The following is a 13328-nucleotide window of genomic DNA, read 5'->3' as shown; positions in this document are numbered from 1 at the left end:
GTTCAGCGCGTCGACGAGCGGTGTGATTTTATTATGTGGCAGCCTCCGGTTTCCGACAACCGGACATTTTTAAGGGCCCTTTCCGCGGCAGCACTAACAGGAAAAATGCGGCCTTACAGTATTGTGCTATCATTCCCGGGAAGTGCTATTTCGGCGTTTTGCCCCTTAAGAAAGTGCGATTGAAGGCAATTGTGATTGCGCATACAATATGTTCTGGAATCAATCGTACCGGAGAGGAGGGGTCGGCCGAAGAGCTTCCCCGTTTATACGTTCATTTGCAAGACTTGAACCCAAAACCAGTTTATTGAAAGGAAAGTGAAGAAATGGAAAGCCGGATAAACAACAGCCTTACAAAATGGTTCCCCTCTCTCTTACGCGCTCTGGGCAAGACATTGGTACTGGCCATAGCCGGGTTTGCGGCGGCCTTCATTTTATCGGCAACTGCCCATGCCGCAAGCTTCTATGTGGCTCCGGACGGCGATGACGGCAACCCGGGAACCATCGAGGCTCCCTTCAGGAGTCTAATGAAAGCGCAATCAGCCGCTTCTGAGGGCGATACCGTTTATCTGCGGGGAGGAACCTATGATACCTTCGAAATTGCCGCCACAGACAGCAACTACAATTATGTGCACCGGATGAGCAAAAGCAATATTACTTATGAGGCTTATGAAAATGAAAAGCCGGTGTTTGATTTCTCCAGCGTGGAACCGGTGAAGCGTGTGGCTGCGTTTCATGTTCCGGTGGGAACCAGCAACGTGACTTTCCGGGGGTTTGAGGTTACCGGCGTAAAAACCGGCACCCAAAAGCAGTCGGAATGCTTCCGGATTCAGGGGAATGCCCATTTTGACCGGGTTTCCGCCCATGATACGGAGGCCAACGGCTTTTATTTTACAACACAGGGCAGCGGTTCTCTCATCAATTGCGATGCGTACAACAACATCGGACCAACCAGCGCTTCCATCGGCAATACGGACGGATTCGGGTTTCATGCCAATGCAGTGACGGTGAAAAACTGCCGCTCCTGGCATAACAGCGATGACGGTTACGACAGCATCAGCTCCTCGGGGGCCATCTATTTTGAGAACAGCTGGGCTTACGATATGACCGCCGGAGGGGACTCCAACGGCTTCAAGGTGGGCGGCGGCACTTGGAGCAACAAGCTCCCTGACCCGGTTCCCGTCCATATTGTGAAAAATTGTCTGTCCGCCAATAACAACGCCAACGGCTTCTATGCAAACCATCAGTTGGGGCAGGCCGCCGTCTGGACCTACAATACTGCGTTCAACAATAAAACTGGCAACTTCAACATGCTGGAGCGTACCGTATTGGAGGATTTGCACAGCGATATTGCCGGATACAGGGAAGAGCTGCACTACAATATCGCCTTCCAGGGAACCGATATTATGAATGCCAATTTGCCGCCGGAAAAAGAAAGCTTTAACTCGTGGACGATGGATGTTGCTGTATCGGCAGATGACTTCCAGAGCCTGGACGCCTCCCAGATGACATTGCCGCGCAAAGCGGACGGCAGCCTGCCTGACATTACGTTTATGAAGCTGGTCAGCGGCAGCGATCTTGTTGGTTTGGGTTACGGGTACCTGAATCAGGAGGGCGTGGCTCTGAACAGCACGGCATTGAATCTGACAGCCGGGGCAACGGATCAGTTGGAGGCCACTGTACTCCCCCTGGATGCTCAGGATAAGACGGTCGCATTTGAATCCAGCGATCCCCGTATCGCTACTGTTTCCGGGGCGGTCTATAATCCGGCTGCCGGAAAAACCGCTGTTACAATCACTGCCGTTTCCCCGGGAACAGCAGTAATCACAGCGGCAGCGGCAGACGGCGCGCATCGTACAACCGCTACCGTCACTGTCACCGCAGCGCCTGCGGAAGAAACCGGTGAAGAGAGCGATAACGGCGGGGACAACGGAGGGACCGGTACACCTGCGCCCGCTCCCACACCTTCTGCTCCCGCTCCTGCACCGGCAACGCCTTCGCCTACCCCCACACCCTCGGCGCCTGCACCGGCCACACCTGCCCCTTCTGCTGTGCTTACGGATCTTGCCGGCCACTGGGCGCAAGCGGAGATTGCCAAGCTGGTTGATGCCGGAGCGGTTGCCGGTTATCCGGACGGCACCTTCAAGCCGGACCAGCCCATTACCAGGGCCGAGTTTGTGAAAATCCTGGTTGCCGCCTTCAAGCTGGAGCAAAAACCGGGCAAGGTGTTCTCCGATACAGCAAACCATTGGGCGAAGGATTATATGTCCACAGCAAACGCCTACGGCATTGCAGACGGCTACAGTGATACCCTCTTCGGACCGGATGAGCTGATAACCCGAGAGCAGATGACTGTGATGGCAGCAAAAGCAGCCAAGCTTGCTTCTGCAGCAGACGAAGCCTCCTTCACCGATCAGGCCGAGATTTCTGCTTGGGCAGCCAAGGAGGTTCTGGCCGCCCAAAAGGACGGCATCATCGACGGCTACCCTGACGGCAGCTTCAGGCCAAAGGGACATGCCACCAGAGCCGAAGCCGCTTCGATGATCCTAAGAGCCTTGAAATAACCGGCGGTGAAGCGAATGAAGCGCATCCTGTACCGGTCCAGGCCCATGCTGCTCCTGGCAGCGGGGATTCTGGCAGTTGGCATCATGGTTTACTTCCTTGCATCCGCAAGGTTTGATGGAGGCAAGGAAGCTGCCGCAACCGCTCCTTTAACGGCAGCGGTTGTGGAAAAGGTGAAGCTGGGGGAGCATGTGGAGATGGAGTTTGTGCCCATTCAGCCGGGCACATTCACAATGGGCTCCTCCCAGGAATTTGGCGATGAGGATGAATCCCCTGTGCGGGAAGTCAACCTCACCGCAGCCTTCTCTATGGGCAAATATGAGGTGACGCAGGAGCAGTGGGAAGCGGTGATGAACAGCAATCCCAGCAGATTTAAGGGCGCCAAATTGCCGGTAGATTCCGTCAGCTGGGAGGATTGCCAGAGATTCGTGGCGGAGCTGCGGAGGTTGACCGGCAGACGGTTTGCCCTGCCCACCGAAGCCCAGTGGGAATATGTCTCCCGGGCAGGCACCGCCACGCCATGGAGCTTCGGAGACCAAGAGAAGCTTGCGGAGGACTTTGCCTGGATTGCCACAAATTCAGGGAACACCCCCCATCCCGTAGGGCAAAAAAAGCCCAATCCCTGGGGGCTTCACGATATGTACGGCAATGTTCAGGAATGGGTCAGCGATTGGTACAGCAATCCCTATCCTCCCGGCAATGCTTCAGACCCCCAAGGGCCTTCATCAGGGGATGCCCGTGTGCTGCGTGGAGGCGCATGGGGAGATTATCCCGCTAATACGCGCTCCTCCTACCGGAACTGCATGGGACCGCATATGAAGCATGAGGGTGTTGGATTAAGGCTTGTATTATGGGATGATTAGAATTATATGTGCTAATTTACTTTATATTCAAAAACCTCTCCTTATCCGATGGCAGCAGCAAGCAGCCATTGGAAAGGAGAGGTTTGTTTTTATTTTATCGGAAGCTCGATCCGGAATACCCGGACATTGTCGTCATAATAGGCGACTACGCCCTTGATATAGGAAATGACCGCGTTGATCTCCACGATAAAAGCGTCCCTGTGAATATAAGGCTCCCCGTTCAGCAGATTCTCTTCGCCGTTGACGAGAAGATGGGTGCGCCCCTTTTCTGCGGTTACGGTGGTGCCGCCGGAGGTGAGGATCAGAACCGCCTTTGCGGCATCGTAGGCGTAATCGAACAGCTCCGGCCGCATGTTTTTGATCCGCTCCAGAATGAACAGGATGGGGCTGTAGATGCTGCCATGATTATAGACGCTTAAGATGCCGCGGGTATCCGGCTCCTGGCCGTCCACCAGCACCTTGCAATACATCTTGTCCTCCGGCACATACTTGGCCGCGTCCGCTTCGGGGATGGCTTCGAAGGGATACGTGGAGGAAGGTGCGTGGTCCCCATGTACGGGCGCAAGACATTGGAGCTGCTCCCGGGCCAAAGCAGCGGTATCGGCAGCCTGGCTATGAATGGCCGCCGTCACCGGCGGCAGATCCTTCATCCGCGCAGTCAGCCTGATCTCCCCCGCCCTCCGGGTGGACCGGATGAACACCCGGTTAGTGCCGCATTCCGCATACACATGGTTCCGGTGAATAACGCTGTCTGCCTTGCCGAAGCCGTTGAAGCGGCCGCTATTGTATCCGCCAAGGAAGACGCCCTCCCCTTCCAGGGTGAAGTCGATGCGGTCATAAGCGAGAGGGCAAAGGCGGCCCTGCTCATCCAGAACCTCCACATCCACATAAGCAATGTCGGCTCCATCCGCCAGCAGTCCCCGGTCCCCTGTGAAGGGAGTCAGCCTCAGCCTGGAAGGCGCCGAGGCGGTTTCAATCACATCCTCCGCCGCCAGCTTGCCCTTGTAATCATAGGCCTTGGCGACAATTGAGCCGGATTGGGTAATATCCACATGCTCGAAGGGGAACACAAAGGTATCCACCGGCTTATCGCAAACCCCTGCCGGTTTCCCGTTGATGAACAGCTCTACCCTGGCGATGGCATAGCTGCCCAGAACATACACCGTCTTATCCTTGGGATTGCGGAAGCCGTACTCGCCGGTTTTGCGCCAGTGGGTCCCGTCAAACTCCTTCTGCGCATACCGGTAATTATCGCCGCCCTCCTGGGGATAATTCCAATGGCCGATGATCTTGACCATAGGCACGGGAGACTGGATAGTGCGGAAGGCCTCGAAGCTCTGCTTCTTGATGCGCACCGGGTCCACCCGGCCGCTCATCCGGGCGTTCTCCGACGCCGCCTGCCTGCCGTGCTGCGCGGAGTCCGTCCAGCATAGGGCCGCCGCAGCTGCGTAGAAATTTTTGCCGGAGGCCCCGCCGATGCGGTCATTGAAAAACTCGGCATATCCCCGGGCTGCATACAGGGAAAGCTCCTCGGAGGTCAAATCGTAACAGTCGCCTCCGGGCTGCTTACGGCCGCCCCGGCCAAGCCACAGATTGTCGTAGTCATAGTCCGGCGGGGAAAAATCATCCCACACCCGGCGCGGCGCTTCCTCCCGCAGGTATTCCGTTTCCGTTACCGGCATGTTGGCGGATTGGAAACGGCCTGCATGGCGGTTCAGCATGGTGCCCACATATTCCGCTTCCCTGACTACATCCTCGGTGTTCAGAGTGCGGCAGCCCATAAACCGGCCGCCATCGGGATCAAGCTGCTCTTTCAAGAGGCGCATTTCGCGCATATGCTCCTTGCTGATGGAGTTGTTGCCTGCCTCCCAGAAGAGAATGGACGGATTATTTCGGAAATAAATGATAATGTCCCGCATAACCTCCATCCGCTGATCCCACTGCCTGCCGGTATTCTCATGCTCCTTGTCCCCCGCAGGTTGGGTAGAGACCACGCCGTACCGGTCGCAGGAGCGGATATCCGCCGGGCTGGCCGCCACATGCATCCAGCGGATATGGTTGGCATTGCTCTCCCGGATCAGCTTGGCGTCCAGATCCCGGAGCCAGTCTGCGGGAATGCCTACGGCCGCCCATTCATTGGAGGAGCGTTGGGCATACCCGGTGAGCCAAACCCGGGTGTCATTGATCTTGAGTCCCTCGTCCCCATCATAGGCAACCTTGCGGAAGCCGGTAACGGTGGTCACTGTATCCAGCACTTCCCCGTCCAGCATCAGCCGGGTGTGGACCGTATACAGATAAGGATCATCCGGCGACCAGAAGCGCAGCCCCGCAACGACGGCCGAATGCTTCACCACCGTAACCTCAACGGACTCCGTAGCGGTGGGCGCCACCTCATCCTCGGACAGGGGGATGAATTTCTCCCCGTCCTTGCGGTAGGCATCCTCCGGCGTAATGGCCAAGGGCGGCGCGGCCGGGAGTTTGGCGGCGGGAATCAGGTTCAGCCCGGATAAGCTGCGGCTGATCTCTCTGCCCTGATGGTCGCAGATCACGCTCTCTAAGACAACGGACTTGCCGGAGCCGGTTTCGTTGCGGACCTCGGCGTGGACATGAATAACCGCTTTCCGCTGAGGGATATCATAGTCCGAGCCGAAGATATACACCCCTTTGGTCCGCAAATTGCTGTAAACCGGGAGGGTGATATACAGCTTCGGCTTTACGTGGAGCCGGATTCTTCTGGTCAGACCGCCCACGGAAGGGTTAAAGTCATTGCAGTTCCAGAAATACCGGACGCTCCGGGCCGATTCCGGTATATGCTCCTGCTCCGTCAAGGAGTCGATGAACGCGCCGGGCGCCGCATCGGGATGATTGGGCGTCTCCGCCACGAAGAAATCCAGATCCCGGGTGGAGGTGCTGTCTGTGGCGATGGCAATCAGGTTGTCCCCGTCATAGTTCACGTAGGGGGTTAGATCAAAGGCGAAGGGAGCAATCCCGGCTTCGTAATACCCTGCCATTATGCCGTTGATGTACAGATAACAGGTTTGACGGATGCCCTCAAATTCGATGAGCACCTTTTTCCCGTGGTGGGAGGTTGGCAGGCGGAACCATTTCCGGTAGAAGGAGAAGGTTCTTTTTTGCCCGCTGCCTGCATCCTTGATCCGGTCCACAAACAGATCCTTGTCATTGTAGGTATGGGGAAGGCCCACCGCTTCCCAAGCCTGCTCATCATATTCCTTTTCGTAAAAATACCGGCCTGCCTTGTCCTTCCACGCCTCCAGGGCAGCCGCCAGCGGAAACGCATCCGCCACCTTGAAGGTCCACCCGTAATTAAAGTTATATACCTGAGACTTCCCTTCCTGCGTATTCATATCCGTACCCCTCCACCCTATTTATTTGGCTGTATTGCGGATCGCATCAGCGCGTAGGTGTGCAGAGTGAGCGTACCCCCATACGCCGCTTCCGGCAATGGGACATTTTTGAGGGGCAGGCCGCGGGCGGTTGGACTATCTTGATTCAATTGCATTATCTTGTGCCTGTCCAGTGTTTTATCCCTTCACCGCACCGATCATAACGCCCTTCACGAAATACTTCTGCACGAAGGGATACACAACCAGAATCGGCACCGTTGCCACCATGATGGTGGCATACTTGATGGTTTCGCCGATTTTGAATTGATCGCCGGAGCTGGCTCCGGAGGTCATGGTGTCCGTAGAGTTGGCAATGAGGATTTCCCGGAGCACCAGCTGCAGCGGGAACAGATTGCGGTCCTTCAGGAAGATGGAGGCGTAGAACCAGGCATTCCATTTTTCCACCGCATAATACAGAATCATAACCGCCACTACCGGCATGGACAAAGGCAGCACAATCCGGAACAGAATGGTCAAATGGTTGGCTCCGTCAATCTTGGCCGATTCCTCCAGGCTTTCGGGAATAGCCTGAAAGGAAGTGCGCATAATAATCAGGTTGAAGGTGCTGACAGCAAACGGAATAATCGTGGCCCACAAGGAATCAATGAGGCCTGCCCCCTTCACCACCAGATACAACGGAACCAATCCGCCGTGGAAGAACATTGTAAATACGATGAGGATGGTAAACATGTTGTTCCACATAACATTTCTGCGGGACAACACATAAGCGGCAATGGCGGTGAGGAACAGATTCAGCGTCACCCCTGCCACCAGAATAAACAGGGTATTGCCATAACCCTTGATGATGCCGGGATTGTTGAATACGCTTTTGTAAGCCTCCAGGCTAAAGCCCAAGGGTTTGTACATAAAGCCCCGGTGGGCGATAAGCTGGGAGGAATCGCTGAAGGAAGCAAACGCCACATACAAGAGCGGATATAACGTTACAATAACCAAAGCAGATAGCAGCACATATATGGTGACAACGAAGGCTCTTTCTCCGGAGCCGATTTTGCTGTGCATGAATGAACCCTCCTTTACCACAGGCTGCTGTCATTGACTCTGCGGCTGATATAGTTGGCCGAGACCAACAGCAATAGATTAACAATCGAATTGAACAGCCCCACTGCGGTGCTGTAGCTCCAGCCGAATTCCAAGAGCCCCTTCCGGTATACAAAGGAAGAAATAACATCCGCCGTCTCATACGTCACCGGATTGTACAGCAAGATAATCTTCTCAAAACCGACATTGAGCATATTGCCCATCCGCAGAATGAACATAATGGTGATAGTGGGCAGAATGCCGGGCAGGGTGATATACAGCATTTGCTTCAGGCGGCTGGCGCCGTCAATGCGGGCTGCCTCATATTGCTCCTGGTCAATGCCCATCAGCGCTGCGATATAGATGATGGAATCCCAGCCGATTTTTTGCCAAATTTCCGAGAAGATATAGATGGGGCGGAACAAACCCGGCTTCTGCAGCATGGCTGCGCCGTCATAGCCGAACCAGGAGAAGATTGTATTAATAATGCCGTTGCTGTTGGTGAAGTCGGTGATCATGCCGCAGATGACAACCAGGGAGATAAAATACGGCATATAGGAAACCGTTTGGACAACCCGCTTAAAAGCTTGGTTCTTCACTTCATTAATCAGCAAGGCGAGAATAATCGGAGCCGGGAACATAAAAATCAGGGAATAGACGCTGATAACCACAGTATTCGTCAGAATCCGCCAAAAATAATAGCTGCCGAAGAAGTCCTTGAAATGGGCAAAGCCAATCCAATCGCTGCCCATAATCCCCTTCATGGGGGAATAGTCCTTAAAGGCGATAACCGCTCCGTACATGGGAAAATAGTGAAAAATAATGTAATATGCAATAACGGGAATCATCATCGCATACAGCAGCTTGTTAAGCTTAAAATCCCGGCCAAACCGGTGTTTGAAGCTGTTTCTGTCAATTACGGCCTCGTGTCCGCTAATCGCTGTCACTTTGGACATCTCCTGCCACTCCTCCTTCTCTATAAAACCGGGAGAAGAAATACTCTGCTTCTCCCGGCTCCTCCTTGCGTCTTACCGCTTATTGTAGCGGTCCAGCGCCGCCTTCTTGATCTCGATGGCGCGGGAGAGCTTGATGGAGTTCATTTTCTCCACGTACTTCTCGAAGGAATCCAACGGCTCCGCCCCCAGAATAATTTTCAGGGTCATTTCATCCACCAGAGTGTTCACATCGGTCATGATCTTGGCATACTCGGCGCTTTCCTCCGGCGTCGGAGTCACCAGCGGAAGCTGATACTTGGCCATATCCGTCTTCTGCCAGATGGACACCGCCTGCTGCTGCTCAGGCATGTTCAGATACTGCTCGGAATACCGCTTATCCTGGACGAAGGGGCCCATAGTATTTCCTCTGATATAAAGGCTCATGGCTTGGGCAGGCGCCAGCTTGTCAGGGTTCTTCATAATCAGATCAGTATATTTCGGATAGCCGTTCTCCATCTTGTAGCTGACACCCTCGGTGCCGAAGTTATGGAACAGTTGACCTTCTTCACTGTAGCCGTAATCCAGCAGCTTCACAGCCAGCTCGGCGTTTTTGGAATTGGACGAAATGGCCACCATGCCGCCGGTGGAGAACGCATAATCCCGCTGGCCGAATTTCGGAGTGTCGCCCTTTTTGAGAACCGGGTAAGGAGTTCCTACGACAGAAGCCTTGGCATCCTTTTCCTTCAGCAGAGGCTGCCATTTGCCGATGCCGCCGCCGGCGTTGCCCCAGGTTGCGCCTGTTGCGCCGGAGGTAATATTGGCGTCCAGCACCTTGGAATCCACGGTGGCTACATCCTTGTCCAGCAGGCCGTCGGCATACCATTGACGGAAGAGCGCCAGGAATTCCTTATAGCCCTTCTCCGCCGGTCCGAATTTGACCGTTCCGTTTTCCAGATAGAAGTCGCGGGTTACACCGAAGGCGCCAACAAAAGCGCCATTGCCCAATTCATTGAATACCCGGGGTTTGCCCACGAAGGAGATGGGCGCTTTGGCTCCCTTTTTCTCCTTGAAAGCCTTCAGTGTTGCAGTCCAATCATCGATGGTTTCCGGAACCGGCAGTCCCAGCTCATCCAGCCAGTCCTTGCGGATCACAGGGCCTTGGAAAATGAGAAGGGAATCATCGCCCCGGATAAAGGGGAAAGCATAATAGCTGCCTTCATCGGTTTTGACCATCTTATCGACTTCCGGATGCTCCTTCAGATACTTCTTATAGTTAGGGGCATATTTATCAATCAGGTCATTCAGCTTCATAATGTAGCCGTCTTTAATGGCTTTTTCCGGTCCGCCGGGGAAGTTGAAGAAGTTGTATTCCAGCATGTCCGGCAATTCCCCGGAAGCCAGCATCACGTTGAAGGCTTCATTGCTCTGGTTGGCAGGGGGTGTGGTGAAATTCACCTTTACGCCGGTCCGCTTCTGCCATTCCTGATAAAAAGGAACCTCATCATGCTTGGACTTGACTCCCACCAGGTTGTTGGGCAATGCTCCCCAGTAAGTCAGGGTTTTATCCGTTTGCAGCGGATACGCAACTGCCCCTGCAGGTGCCGCTGAACCTCCCGCAGCCGGTGATGCCGCGCCTTGCTCCCCGCCTTTATCGGAGCATCCTGCCAGCGCTCCGCCCACCATTGCGAATGCCATCAGAGCGGGCACTGTTTTTCTGAATGTTTTCCGCACTCTTATTAACCTCCTTTTTTTGATCCGTAAAATGTGATTCTTCCGTTAAGAGCCTGCTTGCCGCAGCTCATGCCTTTACTATAAGTTTCCCCGCTTCCCTTGTATATCTTCAGTACATCCAATGGAATTGAAATCGGCATCGGCGAAATCGGCAATATCTCCAAAAGGATGCGCATATGGTCCAAAACCCATGACAAGACGTCGGTTTAAGCGCAAAAAAACCCTGACCGGAGCAGAATAGTCCGGAGCAGGGTCGGCAAAAATATTATTCCTCATGAATTTCCTTGTACTTGCCGGGAGTGATGCCTTCGATTTTTTTGAAGGTGCGGATGAAGGTGCCCACATCGTTAAAGCCGGATTTCTCGGCAGCCTCATTCACCGTCAGCTTGCCGGCGGACATCAGCTGCTTGGCGTAGGCGATCCGCTTCCGGTTCACCGCCTCCAGCAGCCCTTCGCCCGTCTGATCCTTATACAGCTTGGACAAATAAGTAGGCTTCATCTCGAACAGCTGCCCCAGCACAGATACATTCAGCCCGGGATCGGCATAATGCTCATCGATATACGCCGACACCTCGCCGATCAGGCCGTCCAGCGCCCGCTGGCGGTTCAGTTGGACATTCTGCATACGCTTTGCCTCCGCATAATCGCATGCCTCCTGAAGCATTTCAGTGAGATGCTCCCGCATCTCCGTCAACGTCTCCGAAGCGGACAGGCGTTCAATCCGCCTGGGATTCTGGATCAGGATATTGTCCTGGGCGGCCCCCAATTCCCCGATGCTCTTAATCAGCGTACCCACCAGATCCAGCATCAGGCAGCGGGCAACCGGAACGGAAACGGAATGCCCGGCAAAGTTCATCTCCAGGATTTCCTCCAACGCCCCCTTGGCCGCGGCGAAATCTCCTACTTTCACATGATTCATCAGCTGCTGTTCATGCTGCAGGGGGTAATAATAGCCGGAATCCGTTTCCGCCCTGGTGGTATACCGTTCAATTTCCTCGTAGGGAAGAATCTCCTGCTTGCCCATCACCAGCTTGTATTCCATGGCGTATAGGGCTTCCTGATAAGCCTGGTGGACCTGGTCCAATCCGCTGTAAATCCGGCTTAGGGAAACGGTAATGTAGATGCTGTACTTGTCTGCAAGGAATTCCTGGGCGGTCCTGGCCGCCTGGAGCATATCCTGCATCTGTTCCTCCGGCGCCGTGGCCGACAGGCTGACGAGACAGGCCAGCTCATCATCCACCTCCGTCACATAACCGCGGTGGCGGACATGGATCAATTCCTCCACCACATTGGTGACGATGAAATACAGGAGCTTCAGCTTCTCCGCCATGCTTTTGCCCTGAATCCGCTCCAGGAAAACATCGTGATCCTCAATATAACAAAGCAGAACGGCAAACCGGTCCGACAGCAGCTCCATCTCGAAGGCGGCGAGGGATTCCTCCAGCGGCAGCCCGTTGTCCTGCTTTCCCTTCAGGAGCCGCGTGACAAAATTGGAGCGCAGAGTATGATGCTGCTTCTTCATCTCCAGCATCATATGATCCATCTCGCTCAACGTGCTGTCCACCGCCTGCTGGATAAACAGAAACTCATTGCCGCTCTTTTCCCCTACAGACTTGTTCCTGAAGGCGCGCACAAGCCGCTGCACGGGATTGTAGTTCAGACGCAGGAAGATAAAGGTCAAAATCCCGCCTCCGATAAGGCTTGCCGCTATGCTCATAAAGGTGAGATTGCGGACCAGCTGCGCTTTTTTCCAATACACCTCACTGGGGATGATGGAAATGTACTGAAGCTTCGACACCGCCGACGGAATGTTGAAGACCTCATATTTATGCCCCTCCGACTCCCAAAAAAACATCCCCCCTCCCTCCGGCAGCCTGCCGAAGGGCAATTGGGAGAGAAGGCCGGACTCCGAGCTGGATACCAGCACCTTATTGTCCGCATCCGTTATTAGAACCAGGCCCTTGCTGAAGTCCTGGATATTATTAATCGCCGTCAATATCTTGGACTGGTCAATCATAATCACATTGGCGCCGGAGGGTTTGCCTTCCTCATAGTCATAGGTGTTGATATAAGCCAGGGTGGGAACGGAGCCCCCTCTGTCCAAAACCCGCTTCATGGGGACAAATCCCTTGAACTTGTCCCTGCGGAGAATGGCGATCCATTCCTCGTAGCTCAAATCGGAGGACTGGTGGTGCTCATTATACGCAAACTGGGTATCGCGGTACACGCCGGGCAGCATTACCGCATCCCGCTGGGCAAGATAAATATAGAATAAATCCGCCTCGGAATAAGCAGACTGGTACAGCACCAAATCCTTGGTGGCATTGTGGAGATCATACAGGTATTCCTCCGGGTAGGTGGTATATTTGTGCTGATCCACCAGCTCCCGGACCTTCGTATTCCAGCTCAGCTCAAAATTCAGCCGGTCCACCGCCTCAATCTGCTTGTCCATCAGCTCTCTTAGCTGCTTGAGCAGTGAATTGTTGGCCAGATGAATTTCATCCGTGAGCATTTTGCTGGACTGCACGTAGACAATGGCGCTTAAGACCACCGGAAGCAGCAGCACGGCCAGATAGGACAAAGACCATGTGAGCAGCACACTCCGCCCGTTGAACCATTTCCTTCGTTTTGTTTCCATTCCCATTCTCCTATCCCCGCGCTCCCCGCATAAGTCCCCTTTATTTTACATGCAAGCCCGGTCCAAAACAACAAGGGGGGCTGCATGCGCTGCCAAGTCATAACCACCGGCTTAGCCGGTGGCTTCCATCAGCCCTATAAGGGCACGGTACTAGCACGCG

7 protein-coding genes are annotated in these 13328 nt (G+C 54.4%); 2 read left to right on the top strand and 5 right to left on the bottom strand.

Annotation, left to right across the window (positions count from 1 at the left end):
* Positions 1-323 precede the first annotated feature (323 nt).
* Together DQG13_RS18905 and DQG13_RS18900 are read left to right on the top strand one after the other, a co-directional pair.
* Positions 324-2561, top strand: a complete 2238-nt coding sequence (locus DQG13_RS18905) for a right-handed parallel beta-helix repeat-containing protein (RefSeq protein WP_113021351.1) — start codon at positions 324-326, stop codon at positions 2559-2561.
* A 15-nt stretch (positions 2562-2576) separates the two neighbouring features.
* Positions 2577-3422: a formylglycine-generating enzyme family protein gene (locus DQG13_RS18900; protein ID WP_258525759.1), complete on the top strand. Its 846-nt coding sequence runs from the start codon at positions 2577-2579 to the stop codon at positions 3420-3422.
* A gap of 89 nt (positions 3423-3511) precedes the next feature.
* On the opposite strand, the gene DQG13_RS18895 is transcribed toward DQG13_RS18900, so the two are convergent.
* The 5 genes from DQG13_RS18895 to DQG13_RS18875 form a co-directional block, all read right to left on the bottom strand.
* Positions 3512-6787, bottom strand: a complete 3276-nt coding sequence (locus tag DQG13_RS18895; protein ID WP_113021350.1) for a glycoside hydrolase family 2 protein — start codon at positions 6785-6787, stop codon at positions 3512-3514.
* Positions 6788-6964: 177 nt separating this feature from the next.
* Positions 6965-7846 carry a carbohydrate ABC transporter permease gene (locus DQG13_RS18890; protein ID WP_113021349.1) on the bottom strand — a complete coding sequence of 294 codons (882 nt, stop codon included), beginning with the start codon at positions 7844-7846 and terminating at the stop codon, positions 6965-6967.
* 14 nt (positions 7847-7860) lie between these two features.
* Positions 7861-8820, bottom strand: a complete 960-nt coding sequence (locus DQG13_RS18885) for an ABC transporter permease (protein ID WP_113021348.1) — start codon at positions 8818-8820, stop codon at positions 7861-7863.
* A 72-nt stretch (positions 8821-8892) separates the two neighbouring features.
* Positions 8893-10530 carry an extracellular solute-binding protein gene (locus DQG13_RS18880; protein ID WP_258525758.1) on the bottom strand — a complete coding sequence of 546 codons (1638 nt, stop codon included), beginning with the start codon at positions 10528-10530 and terminating at the stop codon, positions 8893-8895.
* A 265-nt stretch (positions 10531-10795) separates the two neighbouring features.
* Positions 10796-13168: a helix-turn-helix domain-containing protein gene (locus DQG13_RS18875; RefSeq protein ID WP_181592840.1), complete on the bottom strand. Its 2373-nt coding sequence runs from the start codon at positions 13166-13168 to the stop codon at positions 10796-10798.
* Between the last annotated feature and the right edge of the window lie 160 nt (positions 13169-13328).

It is taken from the genome of Paenibacillus sp. YN15 (assembly GCF_003285005.1).
GTDB lineage: Bacteria > Bacillota > Bacilli > Paenibacillales > NBRC-103111 > Paenibacillus_AR.
Note: the sequence above shows the minus strand (reverse complement) of the source record. Positions and strands in the feature narration are given on the sequence as shown.